14 protein-coding genes are annotated in these 14,281 nt (G+C 67.5%); 8 read left to right on the top strand and 6 right to left on the bottom strand.

The features are described from left to right. The first annotated feature begins 47 nt into the window (after positions 1–47). The 5 genes from ACIBCN_RS31330 to ACIBCN_RS31310 are packed head-to-tail and all read left to right on the top strand — an operon-like array spanning position 48 to position 6,175. A complete protein-coding gene (locus ACIBCN_RS31330; protein WP_396995307.1) occupies positions 48–1,538 on the top strand; it encodes a cytochrome ubiquinol oxidase subunit I in 1,491 nt (496 codons plus the stop codon). 10 nt (positions 1,539–1,548) lie between these two features. Then, a complete protein-coding gene (cydB, locus tag ACIBCN_RS31325) occupies positions 1,549–2,580 on the top strand; it encodes a cytochrome d ubiquinol oxidase subunit II (RefSeq protein WP_396995306.1) in 1,032 nt (343 codons plus the stop codon). Positions 2,581–2,583: 3 nt separating this feature from the next. Next, a complete protein-coding gene (gene cydD, locus ACIBCN_RS31320; protein WP_396995305.1) occupies positions 2,584–4,356 on the top strand; it encodes a thiol reductant ABC exporter subunit CydD in 1,773 nt (590 codons plus the stop codon). Then, positions 4,356–4,481: a hypothetical protein gene (locus ACIBCN_RS31315; protein WP_396995304.1), complete on the top strand. Its 126-nt coding sequence runs from the start codon at positions 4,356–4,358 to the stop codon at positions 4,479–4,481. The genes cydD and ACIBCN_RS31315 overlap by 1 nt, the downstream gene beginning before the upstream one ends. Next, positions 4,478–6,175 (top strand): ATP-binding cassette domain-containing protein, encoded by a 1,698-nt coding sequence (locus ACIBCN_RS31310; protein WP_396995303.1) that lies wholly within the window; start codon positions 4,478–4,480, stop codon positions 6,173–6,175. The genes ACIBCN_RS31315 and ACIBCN_RS31310 overlap by 4 nt, the downstream gene beginning before the upstream one ends. Positions 6,176–6,580: 405 nt before the next feature. On the opposite strand, the gene ACIBCN_RS31305 is transcribed toward ACIBCN_RS31310, so the two are convergent. The 6 genes from ACIBCN_RS31305 to ACIBCN_RS31280 all read right to left on the bottom strand — a co-directional run bounded on the left by ACIBCN_RS31305 (position 6,581) and on the right by ACIBCN_RS31280 (position 10,755). Next, a complete protein-coding gene (locus ACIBCN_RS31305) occupies positions 6,581–7,288 on the bottom strand; it encodes an FABP family protein (protein WP_396995302.1) in 708 nt (235 codons plus the stop codon). A gap of 193 nt (positions 7,289–7,481) precedes the next feature. Further along, entirely contained in the window at positions 7,482–7,787 is a 306-nt protein-coding gene (locus ACIBCN_RS31300; RefSeq protein WP_040730884.1) for a DUF1416 domain-containing protein, read from the bottom strand. 5 nt (positions 7,788–7,792) lie between these two features. Continuing rightward, on the bottom strand, positions 7,793–8,626 hold the full coding sequence (locus tag ACIBCN_RS31295; RefSeq protein ID WP_396995301.1) for a sulfurtransferase: 834 nt from the start codon (positions 8,624–8,626) through the stop codon (positions 7,793–7,795). 28 nt (positions 8,627–8,654) lie between these two features. Then, positions 8,655–9,224 carry a DUF4395 domain-containing protein gene (locus tag ACIBCN_RS31290; RefSeq protein WP_396995300.1) on the bottom strand — a complete coding sequence of 190 codons (570 nt, stop codon included), beginning with the start codon at positions 9,222–9,224 and terminating at the stop codon, positions 8,655–8,657. Between the two features lie 287 nt (positions 9,225–9,511). After that, complete coding sequence (locus ACIBCN_RS31285) at positions 9,512–9,952, bottom strand: thioredoxin family protein (RefSeq protein WP_396995299.1); 441 nt, start codon at positions 9,950–9,952, stop codon at positions 9,512–9,514. Then, the gene (locus tag ACIBCN_RS31280) at positions 9,949–10,755 is read right to left on the bottom strand and encodes a DUF2993 domain-containing protein (protein WP_396995298.1); all 807 of its coding nucleotides are present in this window, start codon (positions 10,753–10,755) and stop codon (positions 9,949–9,951) included. Before ACIBCN_RS31280 ends, ACIBCN_RS31285 begins: the two co-directional genes overlap by 4 nt. 231 nt (positions 10,756–10,986) lie before the next feature. Here ACIBCN_RS31280 and ACIBCN_RS31275 point away from each other — a divergent pair, with 231 nt between their 5' ends. The 3 genes from ACIBCN_RS31275 to pstS all read left to right on the top strand — a co-directional run bounded on the left by ACIBCN_RS31275 (position 10,987) and on the right by pstS (position 14,236). Then, the gene (locus ACIBCN_RS31275) at positions 10,987–11,751 is read left to right on the top strand and encodes a winged-helix domain-containing protein (RefSeq protein ID WP_396995527.1); all 765 of its coding nucleotides are present in this window, start codon (positions 10,987–10,989) and stop codon (positions 11,749–11,751) included. A 205-nt stretch (positions 11,752–11,956) separates the two neighbouring features. Beyond that, the gene (gene mshD, locus ACIBCN_RS31270; RefSeq protein WP_396995297.1) at positions 11,957–12,877 is read left to right on the top strand and encodes a mycothiol synthase; all 921 of its coding nucleotides are present in this window, start codon (positions 11,957–11,959) and stop codon (positions 12,875–12,877) included. A 243-nt stretch (positions 12,878–13,120) separates the two neighbouring features. Then, a complete protein-coding gene (pstS, locus tag ACIBCN_RS31265) occupies positions 13,121–14,236 on the top strand; it encodes a phosphate ABC transporter substrate-binding protein PstS (protein ID WP_396995296.1) in 1,116 nt (371 codons plus the stop codon). Positions 14,237–14,281: the final 45 nt, after the last annotated feature.

The following is a 14,281-nucleotide window of genomic DNA, read 5'->3' as shown; positions in this document are numbered from 1 at the left end:
ACGACGAGGAGGTCGTGGTCGATGAGCGAGCGTAGCGAGACGCAGTCATGAATGCCCTGGACATCTCGCGATGGCAGTTCGGCATCACGACCGTCTACCACTTTCTCCTGGTGCCGCTGACTATCGGCCTCGCGCCTTTGGTCGCCGCCATGCAGACGGCCTGGGTGATCACCGGTAAGGATCACTGGCTTCGACTGACCAAGTTCTTCGGCAAGCTCTTCCTGATCAACTTCGCGCTCGGCGTGGCCACCGGCATCGTGCAGGAGTTCCAGTTCGGAATGAACTGGAGCGAGTACTCGCGGTTCGTCGGTGACGTGTTCGGCGCGCCGCTCGCGCTGGAGGGTCTGGTCGCCTTCTTCATGGAGTCGACCTTCCTCGGGCTGTGGATCTTCGGCTGGTCTCGATTGCCGAAACTCGCGCACCTGGCCGCCATTTGGATGGTGGCGATCGGTGTGAACGCGTCGGCGTACTTCATTGTCGCGGCGAACTCGTTCATGCAGCATCCGGTCGGGGCTCGGTTCAATCCGGAGACGGGCCGGGCCGAGCTCGACAGCATCGTCGCGGTGCTCACGAACAACACACTGCTGGCGGCCTTTCCGCACGTTGTCGCCGGATCCTTCGTCACGGCAGGCACTTTCGTTGCGGGGATCGCCGGCTGGTGGATGGTGCGCAAGGCGCGCAGCGGCGATGCCGCGCAGTTGTCCGAGGCGCGCACCATGTGGCGGCCCGCGGCGCTGGTCGGCATCTGGGTGATGCTGATCTCGCTGGCCGGGTTGTTCTACACCGGCGACACCCAGGGCAAGCTGATGTTCGAGCAGCAGCCGATGAAGATGGCCTCGGCGGAATCGTTGTGCCACACCGAAACCGATCCCGACTTCTCCATTCTGACGGTCGGCACGCACAACAACTGCGACAGCGTCACGCACGTGCTCGAGGTGCCCGTGGTGCTCCCGTACCTGGCCAAGGGTGAGTTCAGCGGCGTCACCCTGCCCGGCGTGGTCGACCTGCAGCAGGAATACAACGAGAAGTACGGCGTCGGCGACTACCGGCCGAATCTGTTCGTCACCTACTGGTCGTTCCGGGCGATGATCGGCCTGGCCGCGGGCTCGGCGCTGCTTGCGCTGGCGGGGTTGTGGCTGACCAGGCGCGGCCGGGTGCCGAACCAGCGCTGGTTCTCCTGGCTCAGCCTGCTGATGATTCCGACGCCGTTCCTGGCCAACAGCGCGGGCTGGGTGTTCACCGAAATGGGCCGCCAGCCATGGGTTGTCGCGCCCAATCCGACGGGCGATCTGAACCTGCGGCTGATGGTGCAGCAAGGCGTCTCGAACCATTCGGCCGGCGTGGTGCTGTTCTCGCTGATCGTCTTCACGGTGCTGTACGGCTCGCTGGCGGTGGTGTGGTTCTACCTGATGCGCCGCTACGTGATCCACGGACCCGACCCGGCGCCGGTGGTCGCCGACGGGCCGGACGACACCGGCGGCTCGGGTCGGCATCGCACCGAAGAACCTGCCGTCGAACAACTTTCGTTCGCGTACTAGGGAGCCGGCGATGAGTCTGCAAGAGTTCTGGTTCGTGCTGATCGGGGTGCTGTTCACCGGGTACTTCGTGCTGGAGGGCTTCGACTTCGGGGTCGGCATGCTGATGCCGATTCTCGGTCGAGGGTCCGATACGCGAAGGCGGGTGGTGCTCAACACGATCGGTCCGGTGTGGGACGGCAACGAGGTCTGGGTGATCACCGCGGGCGGCGCCATGTTCGCGGCCTTCCCGGAGTGGTACGCCAGCATGTTCTCCGGCTTCTATCTGGCGCTGCTGTTGCTGCTCGTCGCGCTGATCCTGCGCATCTGCGCCATCGAATACCGGGGCAAGATCAACGACCCGCGCTGGCGGGCCCGCTGCGACCTCGGCATCGGCATCGGTTCCTGGATACCGGCACTCGCGTGGGGCTGGGTCTTCGCCAACATCGTGCGCGGGGTGCCGCTGAACGAGAAGAAACAGTTCGCCGGCTCGGTCTGGGACCTGCTCGGCCCGTACGCCCTGCTCGGCGGGCTCACCACCGGGCTGCTGTTCGCGTTGCACGGCGCGGTCTTCCTCGGACTGAAGACCGGCGGCGAGGTGCGTGACGACGCGCAGCGCACGGCGAAGCTGCTGCTGGTGCCGACCGCCCTGGTGGTCGGCGGGTTCGGGGTGTGGACGCAGCTGGCCTACGGCACCGGGTGGACGTGGATTCCGTTGGCGCTCGCGGTGATCGGGCTCGTCGCCGCCGCGGCCGCGGTGTTCGCCGACCGCGACGGGCTGGCCTTCCTCGGCACCACCGTCACGGTGGCGGCGGCGACCACGCTGCTGTTCGGGTCGCTGTTCCCGAATGTGTTGCCCTCCACCATCGACGCGGCGTTCAACCTGACCATCCACAACGCGTCGTCCACCCCGTACACGCTGAAGGTGATGAGCTGGGCGGCGGTGCTCGTCACCCCGGTCGTGCTGGTCTACCAGGGCTGGACGTACTGGGTGTTCCGCAAGCGGATCACGGTCGACCAGATTCCCGCACCGGTCGGCTTGCCGCTTGGACCCGTGCAGGACTGAGCCATGGCCCGCCCGCCTGTCGATCCGCGCCTGTGGCGCTACGCCCGCTCGGCCCGCCGCTACTTGGCGCTGAGTGTCGCGTTATCGGTGCTGATCACCGGATCGATCGTGGTCGCGGCGGTCATGCTGGCCCGGGTGCTGGCCGGGGCGATCACCGAACCCGGCCGGCGCACGCTCGGCGGGTGGACGGCGGAGCTGCTGGTGCTCGCGCTGGCCATCGCCTGCCGGGTGTTCGCCACCTGGCTGCAATCGCGGCTCGCGCACCGGGCCGGGGCCGGCGTGGTGGCCGAGCTCGAAACCGCGGTGCTCACCGCGGGTGCCCGGCTGCCGCCGCGGGAACTCGAAAGCCGCAGAACCGAACTCGCGGTTGTGGTCGGCACCGGACTGTCCGGGTTACGCGGATATCTGATCGGCTACGTTCCCGCCCTGCTGCTCGCGGTCCTGGTGCCACCGATCGTGCTGGCGGTCATCGCGATCCACGATCCGATCTCGGGGCTCATCGTGGTTATCACGTTGCCGCTGATTCCCGTCTTCATGATCCTGATCGGGCTGCTGACCCAGGGGCGGGCCGAGGCGACCCTTGCCGCTACCACTCGGCTGTCGGATCAGCTGCTGGATCTGTTCGCCGGGATGCCGACGCTGCGGGCGCTCGGGCGGGAGCGCGGCGAAGCTGTGCTGACGGAACGGGGCGAGAATGATTCGCCGCTGCCCGGCACGATGGCGCATCGCGTGCGCGAGCTGGGAGACGCGTTGCGGCAGCGGACCATGCGGGCGCTGCGGATCGCGTTCCTGTCGTCGATGGTGCTCGAGCTGCTCGCGACGCTGAGCGTGGCGTTGATCGCGGTGTCCATCGGCCTGCGGCTGGTGTACGGCGAGATGAGCCTGTACGCGGGTCTGGTTGCGCTGGTGCTGGCTCCGGAGGTGTATCTGCCACTAAGGATGGTTGGGGAGCGGTTCCATGCCGCACAGGACGGCATGGCGGCCGCGGACAAGGCTTTCGCCGTCCTCGAATCCGCGCCGGGGGCAACGGATTCCCGCGACCGAAGTGGCGATGGCGCGGCGCCGTCGCGTGGTGCCGGAGTAGTAGAACTGCGCGACCTGTCCGTCGCGGCGCGCAACGGCTGCGCACCCGATGGGTTGTCGGCGGTACTGCGACCCGGCGTGGTGAGCGTGCTCGCCGGGCCGAACGGCAGCGGGAAATCGACGGCGGTGCAAGCGATCCTCGGCTTGATCGCGCCGGACCGCGGGTCGGTGACCGTCGATGGCGTCGATGTGCGGGACCTGGATCAGGACGCATGGTGGGCGCACGTCGCGTGGTTGCCACAGCGGCCGGTCCTGGTGCCGGGCACGCTGCGGGAAAACCTCGAACTGTTCGGCGCGAACGCCGATTCGCCCGCCGCGCACGGCCCCACCCGCGTCGTCGGTGATCTCGAAGCCGCCTGTGTTGCCACCGGATTCGACACGGTGCTCGATGAGCTGCCCGATCGGTGGGACACCGTGGTCGGTCCAGGTGGGGTGGGCCTGTCCCTAGGCCAGCGCCAGCGGCTCGCGCTCACCAGAGTCCTCGCCGCCGATCGCCCGATCCTGCTCCTCGACGAGCCGACCGCCCACCTCGATGCCGATAGTGAGTCCGCGGTGCTCGCGGCTTTGCGGCAACGCGCCCGAGAAGGGGTCACGGTGATCGTGATCGGCCACCGCCCAACGGTTCTCGCCGCGGGCGACCACGTGGTCCTGGTGCGTTCGGCAGCGGACGAACTGGCGGAGGTGACGGTCTGATGATCGCGATAGCGGGCGATTCGACCGCGTGGCCGCCACCTTCGGCCCGCGCGGGCAAGCTGTCCCGCGCCGTTGCCGACGAGCTGACGGCCATCTCGGACGATCTCGGCGGGGTGCGGCGATGAGCGCGGCGACGGGCCGCGGCTCGGCGCTGCCCAGTGATCTGCGTCGGATGTGGGCGCTGCTCGAGCTGTCCAGATGGCGCGTCGTGGTGGCTGTTGGGTGGGGCGTGCTCGCGCTCGGCAGCGGGCTCGGGCTGGCGGCGCTGGCCGCGTGGTTGATCGCCCGGGCCTGGCAGATGCCGCCGGTGCTCGACCTGAGTATTGCGGTGGTAACCGTGCGGGCACTGGGGATTTCGCGTGGCCTGGCCCGGTATCTGGAGCGGCTTGCCACCCATGATGTCGCGCTGCGGGCGATGGCGACGGCGCGCACCACGGTCTATCGCACGCTGGCCGGATCCGACGTGTGGTTGCGCAGGCCCTCGGGTCCCGTCCAGGCGAGCCGGAGCGCTGGCGGGCCGCTGCGGCGTGGCGACCTGCTTGTCCGAATCGGCAGTGACATAGACGATCTCGGGGCCGTGGTAGTACGGGTGTTCGTCCCGGTCGCGGTCGCTCTGGTGTTGTCCGCGGTCGCGATCGGCCTGCTCGCCACGATCTCAGTGGCCGCGGCCCTGATTCTGGCTGGGGCGCTGGCGCTTTCCGGGCTCCTCGCGCCGTGGCTGTCGGCAAAGGCCGCGCGCGACGCGGAACGGGCTGTGCGCGCGGACCGTGCCGAGTTCACCGCGCAGGCACTCACGGTGCTCGACCACGCGGCCGAATTGCGGGTCGCGGGTCGACTGGACGCGGCACTCAGCGCCGCTACCAAGGCGTCTCGGCGGGCGGTCGCGGCGGAGGACGCGGCAGCGGCGCGCAGCGCGTGGTCGGCGGCGGCAACTCCGCTCTCGATCGGCGCGAGTGTGCTGGGGGCCTTGCTGATCGGCATCACACTCTACGGTCCGTCCGGCGGTGCGCCGGGCGCGATGACACCGATGGCGCTCACCGTGCTTGTCCTGCTGCCGCTTTCGGCTTTCGAGGCGGTCGGCCCGCTCCCCGCCGCGGCGCAGTCGCTGACCACAGCCCGCGCGGCCTTGCATCGACTGGTCCGGCTCGATAGCAGTTCCGGCGGCAACGACCGAATCGCCACTCCACTCGAAGACCGTCTATCGCAACAACTTCCGGAGCTACCCCGGGGCCGCCGGATCGCCGTCGTCGGCCCGAGCGGAGCCGGAAAGACCACGCTGCTGATGAAATGGGCTGGTCTGTTCGACACCCCCCGCACCGGCGTCACCTTCTTCGCGGAAGACGCCCACCTGTTCGGGACCTCGGTGCTGGAGAACTTGCGCGTCGCGCGTGGTGACGTCACCGTGGATGAGGCCGAAACCGCGCTGCGCACAGTAGGTCTCGGCGACTGGCTGGACTCGTTGCCGAAGGGCGTGCACACCGACCTGGTCGGCGGCGGCGCCGCCGTTTCCGGCGGGCAACGCCGCCGCATCCTGCTCGCCCGAGCGCTCGTCTCGCCGGCCCGGGTGTTGCTGCTCGACGAACCCACCGAACACCTCGAGGCAGAAGCGGGCGCACAACTGTTGTGCGACTTGCTTGACAGCGCCAGCGGATTGGTCGAACCCGATCGCACTGTGGTGGTCGTCACACATCAACTTCCGGCGGAACAGCGCGCCGACGTCATCGTCCGTGTCGACGCATCAGCGCAGGTAAACACCGATTTCGTGGACCACGCAGTCCCCACTTCCGCCCACGGAGAAATTCCGTTGCCGACCCGCTGACTCGTCGCTAAATTCGTTAGTACACAAGGAAGGAGGTGGTTCGACGAATGTATGTTCAAAGGACTCGTGAGGTGGCTGCGCGCTAGCGCCACCGCTGCAGGTTATTCGCCGCGCGAGCGCTAGCGAATTCCACGCAGTCACCCGGCCCCCGAGCCCCCGTTTGAGTCCGAACGGGACCCATGCGCCTAACCAGCGCATCGGTAAGGCTCGGGGGCTGTCCCGCCTCTCGGGGTATTCAGGCCAGATTCAGGTGCCGCAGCGGTTGCGTTGGCGACCGGCGGTGATGCGGTGCGTCGAGGTAGCCGGTACCCGACGAGTTACCCATGTGCATGCGAAATCAGTAGTCGCCTTGGCGGAGATATCGAATCCCCCCGCTGGGTAGCCGGTGCTCTCGCCGAGGACCCTCTAGCCGATGTAGCGCTCGAGGCGGGCCGAGAGGCGGGGCTCCAAGGGGCCGTCGGCTACCACACGCTCCTCGACGTAGGCCAGGTCGCCGCCCTCGACGATGCCGTAGAGGCGCTTCGCGCCGCCGACGACGATGCCGGACTGGCTGCGGATGACCACGTCGGTGGCGAGCTCCCAGGAGGACTGGGTGAGGGCCTGGCCGTAGAAGAGTTCGACGATGCCGGTGCTGTGCGTGAGCAGCAGCTCGATGACCTCGTCGTTGCCGTCGATGCCGACCCGCCAGAAACCGCTCTCGCGCAGATCCGGGCCCGAGTAACCGCCCTCGGTGTCGAGCACCCAGGAGCGGGACTCCCAGGACAGATAGTCGCCGCCGTCGTGCGCCACGATGATCTGCTGACCGAACCGGTAATCGCCGCGCTCCGGGTTGTTGCCCTCGCCCTCGCCGCGCCAGACGCCGACCATGGGCAGCAGGGCGAGCATGGAGGAACTCAGATCCGGCCCGAGCCGCAGGTTCGCGGTGTCCTCGGGCAGCGGCAGATCAGGCAACACCGGAATGTTGCGGGCACCGGTCGACTTCGCCCGCTCGACAGCCTCGGACACGGCTTGATCGCCGCTCCGGCGACCAGCCGAATCGGCGGAGCCGTTGCCGTTCAGTTGTTCACTCGCTTGCTCGGCCGGGTTTGAACCTTCGCTCGCGAGATCGCTCATGATTCGGTGAACAGCCGATAGAAGACGTAAATGCCGAACCAGCCGATGAGGATGGCGACGGCCACCAGCAGAATCTCGAAGAAGAGGACCACATTCGGAGTCTAACGACAACCGGTGCCGGATACGCAGACGACCCCGGTGCTTCCCGTCATAGTGGGGGAAGCACCGGGGCCGTTAGCTGCGTACGGTTGTCTTACTTGGCGACCGCGACATCCACGGGATGAATGCCCGCGCCTTCCGGACGAACCTCCGCCGAGCCGTTACCGGCCGAGGAGAGCGCCCGCAGCGTCCACGCGCCCGGCGCGGCGAAGAAGCGGAAGTCGCCGGTGCCGGAGGCGACGACCTCGGCGGTGAAGTCACCGTTGCCGTCGAGCAGGCGCACGAACGCGCCGCCGACCGGCTGGCCGTCGGTGCTCAGGACGCGGCCGGTGATGACCGTCTCCTTCTCCACGTCGACGCCTGCGGGGATGGCCTGACCCTGGGTAGGTGCTGCGCACATGTTGTTTACGCTCCCAACTCGATCGGTGCACCGACGAGGGAGCCGTATTCGGTCCAGCTCCCGTCGTAGTTCTTGACATTGCTGTGGCCGAGCAGTTCCTGCAGCACGAACCAGGTGTGCGAGGAACGCTCACCGATGCGGCAGTAGGCGATGGTCTCCTTCTCGCCGTCCAAGCCCGCTTCCTTGTAGATCTCGGTGAGATCGGCGTCGGACTTGAAGGTGCCGTCCTCGTTCGCGGCCTTGCTCCACGGCACGTTGATCGCGGTGGGGATGTGGCCGGGACGCTGGCTCTGTTCCTGCGGCAGGTGCGCGGGAGCCAGGATCTTGCCGGAGAACTCGTCGGGGGACCGGACGTCGACCAGGTTCTTGGTGCCGATGGCGGCGATGACCTCGTCGCGGAACGCGCGGATGGTCACGTCGGGGGCGGCGGCCTTGTACTGGGTGGCCGGGCGGCTGACGCCGTCGGTGGACAGCGGACGGCCGTCGAGCTCCCACTTCTTGCGGCCACCGTCGAGCAGCTTGACGTTGTTGTGGCCGTACAGCTTGAAGTACCAGTAGGCGTACGCGGCGAACCAGTTGTTGTTGCCGCCGTAAAGGACTACCTCGTCGTCGTTCGAGATGCCGCGCGCCGAGAGCAGATCGGAGAACTGCTCCTGGTTCACGAAGTCACGACGAACCTGATCCTGCAGGTCCTTCTTCCAGTCGAGCCGGACGGCGCCCTCGATGTGGCCACCGTCGTAGGCGGAGGTGTCCTCGTCGACCTCGACGAAGACGATGCCGGGGGCGTTGAGGTTCTCTTCGGCCCAGTCCACGGAGACCAGGACATCGGAGCGAGCCATGTTGTTCCTTTCAGAGATGACTTGCGGATCAGTTCGGTGCCGGGGACGGGTTGGTCCGGCGAAAACGGGTGACCAGGGGATAGATCTGGCAACCCAGGCAAATCCCGAACGCCGCGTTCAAGAACGCGGCGAACAGGGCAAAGCCGGCGAAGACCGCGCCGACAACTGTGGAGCCGAGCGCGAAGCCCAGCAGGCTGACCGCGGCGAAGACCAGGCCCAGCAGCTGCGCGAACTTCAGCGGCGGCACGGGCTCGGTCTCGGTGGTCGGGGCCAGCCGCGGCGCGACGAACTTCGCGTAGACGCGGCCGTACGGATGCTTGCGCGGACCGTAGGCGGCGCCGATCGCGAAGACGACGGCTTGGATGGCGATGAGCACCGCGGCGGCGATGGGGGAGAAGATGGCGGCGATCAGCACCAGGACGAGCACGGCGGTGGTGACCCACGCGGCGAAGCGGGGTCCGCGAACATCGACGCGAGCGGCGGGCCCGGAGGCGGTAGCTTGCGTCCCCACGGCGGGACCCGGGAGCGGCGCGTCAGACTCTGCCTGCCCGTTGGCAATTGGCTGATTCGGCGAAGTTTTGCGGATTTCAGTGGACATTGTGCGTACTCCTGCGCTGGATGCGACTGATGGCTGGAAAATTGCCAGTTCGCCGGGGGATCAACGAGATCACTCGCACGGCGGACACAGGTCGGCGTCAGGAAATCTGAGAAAGCCGACCGCTCAGCGGCACAGGCAGCAACAACCACCGAGGCGGCACAGATCCACTGTGCGGCGTCGGGTGAGCATCAGCTCGTGGTTGTAAAGCACGAATGCAGTTTACCTAATCGAGCGGGAGAAAAGGACCCCGGGTTGATCACAGCTTCCCGGGGAACGTGTCAAGGCCGCTAAGCGGCGATGGTCAGCGGCTCGAGCGCGGAGCGCAGATCGGTCACCTTCGGCACGCCGGAGATCCGAAAGCGTTCGCGGCCTTCACTATCGAAGACGAACGTGGTCGGCAACGAGAGCACGTTCAGTTCCTTGGCGAGCACCGGCTCCGCGTCGATGTCGACCTCGATGTCCAGCGGCGGCTGCGGTGACTCGGCCAACTGGCCGGTGACATCGGCGACGACGCGGCGCACCGCGGCACAGGGGCCGCACCAGTCGGCGGAGAAGTGCAGCACGGCCGGGCCGGATCCGGTCGCCCCGACGGACGCGAGCAGATCTGCCCGCGCCGACCGGGTTTCGATGACGTCGGCCACCCGGACCTTGCCGTTGCGGCCGCGCAGCACCATGCCGACCGCGAACGCGGCGAGCAACATCACTGCCAGGATTGTGATTTCGATCATGGTTGCTGCAATCGGTCGAGGTCGATCGTCACGTTTACACCCTTGCCCTCAGCTACGATCCACCCGCCGTCCGCGCGCACCTTGGTGGGATGGACACCGAACGGCAATTCCTTGATGTCGATAGTACGGGTGAATCGCGCGAGCACCGCGGGGCGAATGGCCTCCGGGATGGCCTCCTCCGGGATCGTCTTCTCATTGCCCGCCTGCGCGCAGAAGCCCGTCGCGACCACCTTCACCTGGTCGCCGTCGAGCGACAGCTCGGCCTGGACGAAGACTTTGTTGCTGCCGTATGTGGTGGTCGGCAATTCCGGCAGGCTGCCGAGCAGGCACAGCGGCTCGTCGCCGGTCGAGGTCATCCCGGACCCGCCCGATCCACCGGTGCCGTCGGACTTGTCCTGCTGCGGGCCACGCACCTGCAGGTCGGGGATGGTGAACAGCCTGCCGAGCTCGGTCGGGCCGATCCGCAGCGAACTCGCGACCTGCTCCGCGGGCACGTTGCGCAGGCTGCCGTCGACCAGGTCGTGCAGGGGTATCCGCACGCCGGTCAGATTCGCCTCGAACTCGTATTCCCCCGGCGTGTGCGGGAGATTGCCGCTCGCCCTGATCCAGACGTCGTCGTAGCGGCCGTCGATAGCCTGGGTGAGGAAGGAAACCCCCCGGATGGCCACCGCCGGATCGGCGGGGAGATCGGCGCCCTGGCGTAGCGCGCGCGAGACCCGATATTCCGAATAGGCCGCGACGCTGAAATCAATGACTACTGCCAGTCCCGCGAGAATCAGCAGCCCGATGATGAGCTTGCGCATTGCTGAACCTTACAAGCGCTTGCGAGTCGCGAATGCGCGAGGCCGCGTCGGGAGCGGGGGGTGACGGTGCGTTTCTGGTATCAGACATATCACTCGGCAGGACTCGGCTACCCGGATGGCGAGGTCATCGGGGTTGACGCGCTAATCTTGCATCCGAATTACCTGTGATCAGCGACGTGGCCCCGGCAGTGCGGCTGTTGTCCTCGGAGCTACGAGATGGGAGGAGAGCTTGTGGAGCTACTCCTGCTGACCTCCGACCCCAACCCTGACGCGGTGTTGCCTTCCCTGTCGTTGCTGGCGCACCACGTGCGTCCGGTGCCGACCGAGGTCTCCTCGCTGTTGGAAGCGGGTACCGCGGACGTCGCGCTGGTCGATGCCCGCACCGACCTGGCCGCCGCGCGCGGCCTGTGCCGGCTGCTCGGCAGCACCGGGTCGTCGGTGCCGGTGGTCGCCGTGCTCACCGAGGGTGGCCTGGTCGCGGTGAACGCGGACTGGGGCCTCGACGACATCCTGCTGCCAGGCACCGGCCCGGCCGAACTGGACGCCAGGCTGCGGCTGCTCGTCGGCCGCAGCGGCGGTGTGGCCAGCCCGGAGAACTCCGGCAAGATCACCCTCGGCGAGTTGGTGATCGACGAGGGCACCTATACCGCCCGCCTGCGCGGGCGTCCGCTCGATCTGACGTACAAGGAATTCGAGCTGCTCAAATATCTCGCGCAGCACGCGGGCCGGGTATTCACCAGGGCGCAGCTGCTGCAAGAGGTGTGGGGTTACGACTTCTTCGGCGGCACTCGGACCGTCGACGTGCACGTCCGGCGGTTGCGCGCCAAGCTCGGCACCGAGTACGAATCGCTCATCGGCACCGTGCGCAACGTCGGCTACAAGGCGGTGCGCCCGTCCCGGACGGCGGCCAAGAGCGAATCGGCCGCGGCCACCGAGGACGAGCCGGAGGGCACGGACGACGCGCCGCTCGCTCCGGTCACCGGCTCTGTGCAGTGAGCTCGGTGGGCCCGCCGCCCAATCCGAAACACCGGCACGTCATTATGTGTTCGCGTCGCGTTCAGCGCGACCGGCGTGGTGTTCGACGTGCCGCGGCGGGGCTGCCCACCGGCCTCGTCCTGTCGCGAAATGCCGGGCTACGCAATGACGTTGTCCGGGTAGGTATCCCACTCGGGATGCCGCGCAGCGCGAGGAATGGAGCCCGATGAACGGCGTGGCAACACAGTGGACCGAGCGGCTGGATTCGGCTGCGGCCGCTGACGTTCGGCAACTGCTCGAACGGGCGGTCGCCACCGACGGTGTCGACCCCATCTCCGAACAGGCCGTCCTGTCGCTGAGCGCGGGCGATGACCCCACGGTGCGGCACCTGATCGCCGTGCGCGACGACGTGCTCGCCGGCTACGCGAACCTCGTTCCGGCGCACGGCGAACACCCGGCGATGGCCGAGGTCGCGGTCGATCCGCCCGCGCGTGGGCACGGCATCGGCACCGGCCTGGTCGCCGCGGCGCTCGCCGAGGGCGGTCCGGGCACCCGAGTGTGGGCGCACGGAAATCTGCCCGCCGCCGCCGCGATTTCCGAGCGGCTCGGGCTGCGCACCGCGCGCGAGCTGTGGCAGATGCGGCGCCCTCTGGCTACATCAGAGCTACCGGAGATTGTCGCGCGCGGCCGCGTGACCATTCGGACCTACGCCGGCCCCTCCGACGACGCCGAATTGCTGCGCGTGAACAACGCCGCGTTTGCCTGGCACCCGGAGCAGGGCGGCTGGACCGAACGCGACATCGAGGCGCGCAAGGCCGAGTCGTGGTTCGACCCGAAGGGGCTGTTCCTCGCGACCGACACCGCCGAGCCCGGCCGCGTCCTCGGATTCCATTGGACCAAGGTGCATTACGACGAGAACCCGGCCGTCGGAGAGGTCTACGTAGTAGGCATCGATCCGGCCGCGCAGGGTCGCGGACTCGGCCGCCTGCTGACCCTGGTCGGCCTGCATCATCTGCGCGACAGCGGCCTCGCCGAAGTGTTGCTCTACACCGAGGCCGACAACACCGCGGCCGTGCACACCTACACCCGGCTCGGCTTCAGTCCGGCGCACATCGATGTCGCCTATTCGGACCCCTCAGCTGAATAGCTGGAGTCCCGCCGGCGGCGTCCGAGTAAAACTGGGGCTAATGTCACACATAACGCCCCAATCGCGCTTGGCTGTTCACCCGCCGTTCACTCAGTTCAGTCCAGCTGTCAACCACGTGACTTTACGTTGATTGGTGGGCAGCCCACGGCTGCCTGGTGCGCAAGTTCCCCGCGAACAGCCACCACATCACCCGTCCGGGCCGGTGAGGGACCGGGCGAGTTGGACGCCTTTGTCGGAGGAATAGTGAATCTCAAGCGCAGCAGCGCCCTCGTTGGTGTGCTGGCCGTTGGTGCCATGACGCTCGCCGCCTGTGGCAGCGACGACAACACCAGTACCAGCAACGACGGCACCTCTGCCAAGTCGGACATCGCCTGCGGTGGCAAGAAGGCGCTCAAGTCGAGCGGCTCCTCCGCGCAGAAGAACGCGATGGACCGCTTCGTCGCGGCCTACGAGGCCAACTGCGACGGCAACACGCTGAACTACACCTCGAGCGGCTCCGGCGCCGGCGTCAACGAGTTCCTCGGTGGCCAGACCGATTTCGGTGGTTCCGACTCGCCGCTGAGCGCGAAGAAGGACGAGATCACCAAGGCGCAGGATCGCTGCGGCGCCCCGGCCTGGAACCTGCCGACCGTGTTCGGCCCGATCGCCATCACCTACAACATCGACGGCGTCACCGACCTCGTGCTCGACGGCCCGACCGCCGCCAAGGTGTTCAACGGCGCCATCACCACCTGGGACGCCCCGGAGATCAAGGCGCTCAACCCGAGCGCCAAGCTGCCCTCCGACAAGATCGCGGTGGTGTTCCGCAGCGACGAGTCGGGCACCACCGACAACTTCCAGCTGTACCTGGACGCGGCGTCGGACGGCGCCTGGGGCAAGGGTGCGGGCAAGGCGTTCACCGGCGGTGTCGGTGAGGGTGCCAAGGGCAACGAGGGCACCTCGGCCGCCATCAAGAGCACCAAGAACGCGATCACCTACAACGAGTGGTCGTTCGCGAAGTCGCAGAACCTGGCCATCGCGCAGATCGTCACCTCGGCGAGCAAGGATCCGGTCAAGCTGTCCGCGGCCTCCGCGGGCAAGGCCATCGACGGTGTGAAGGTCAAGGGCGAGGGCAACGACCTGGTGCTCGACACCAGCTCGTTCTACAAGCCCACCGAGGCGGGCGCCTACCCGATCATGCTGGCCACCTACGAGATCGTCTGCTCGAAGTACAGCGACGCGGACACCGCCAAGGCGGTCAAGGCGTTCCTGACCTCGGCGACCAGCAACGGCCAGAAGGGTCTCGACGAGGCCGGGTACGTCCCGATCCCGGACAAGTTCAAGACCCGCCTGACCACCGCAATCAACGCCATCTCCTGATCGCACACTAATGACCGTGCACCCCGAGGTGACCGCCGCGGGCTC

This window comes from Nocardia sp. NPDC051052, assembly GCF_044456045.1.
Lineage (GTDB): Bacteria > Actinomycetota > Actinomycetes > Mycobacteriales > Mycobacteriaceae > Nocardia.
This window is presented reverse-complemented; position numbering and strand designations above follow the sequence as displayed.

What these genes read in the sequence shown, in the direction of transcription:
- ACIBCN_RS31330 (WP_396995307.1), top strand. Translation starts at nt 48, where the DNA reads ATGAATGCCCTGGACATCTCGCGATGGCAGTTCGGCATCACGACCGTC.
- cydB (WP_396995306.1), top strand. Translation starts at nt 1,549, where the DNA reads ATGAGTCTGCAAGAGTTCTGGTTCGTGCTGATCGGGGTGCTGTTCACC.
- cydD (WP_396995305.1), top strand. Translation starts at nt 2,584, where the DNA reads ATGGCCCGCCCGCCTGTCGATCCGCGCCTGTGGCGCTACGCCCGCTCG.
- ACIBCN_RS31315 (WP_396995304.1), top strand. Translation starts at nt 4,356, where the DNA reads ATGATCGCGATAGCGGGCGATTCGACCGCGTGGCCGCCACCTTCGGCC.
- ACIBCN_RS31310 (WP_396995303.1), top strand. Translation starts at nt 4,478, where the DNA reads ATGAGCGCGGCGACGGGCCGCGGCTCGGCGCTGCCCAGTGATCTGCGT.
- ACIBCN_RS31305 (WP_396995302.1), bottom strand. Translation starts at nt 7,288, where the DNA reads ATGAGCGATCTCGCGAGCGAAGGTTCAAACCCGGCCGAGCAAGCGAGT.
- ACIBCN_RS31300 (WP_040730884.1), bottom strand. Translation starts at nt 7,787, where the DNA reads ATGTGCGCAGCACCTACCCAGGGTCAGGCCATCCCCGCAGGCGTCGAC.
- ACIBCN_RS31295 (WP_396995301.1), bottom strand. Translation starts at nt 8,626, where the DNA reads ATGGCTCGCTCCGATGTCCTGGTCTCCGTGGACTGGGCCGAAGAGAAC.
- ACIBCN_RS31290 (WP_396995300.1), bottom strand. Translation starts at nt 9,224, where the DNA reads ATGTCCACTGAAATCCGCAAAACTTCGCCGAATCAGCCAATTGCCAAC.
- ACIBCN_RS31285 (WP_396995299.1), bottom strand. Translation starts at nt 9,952, where the DNA reads ATGATCGAAATCACAATCCTGGCAGTGATGTTGCTCGCCGCGTTCGCG.
- ACIBCN_RS31280 (WP_396995298.1), bottom strand. Translation starts at nt 10,755, where the DNA reads ATGCGCAAGCTCATCATCGGGCTGCTGATTCTCGCGGGACTGGCAGTA.
- mshD (WP_396995297.1), top strand. Translation starts at nt 11,957, where the DNA reads ATGAACGGCGTGGCAACACAGTGGACCGAGCGGCTGGATTCGGCTGCG.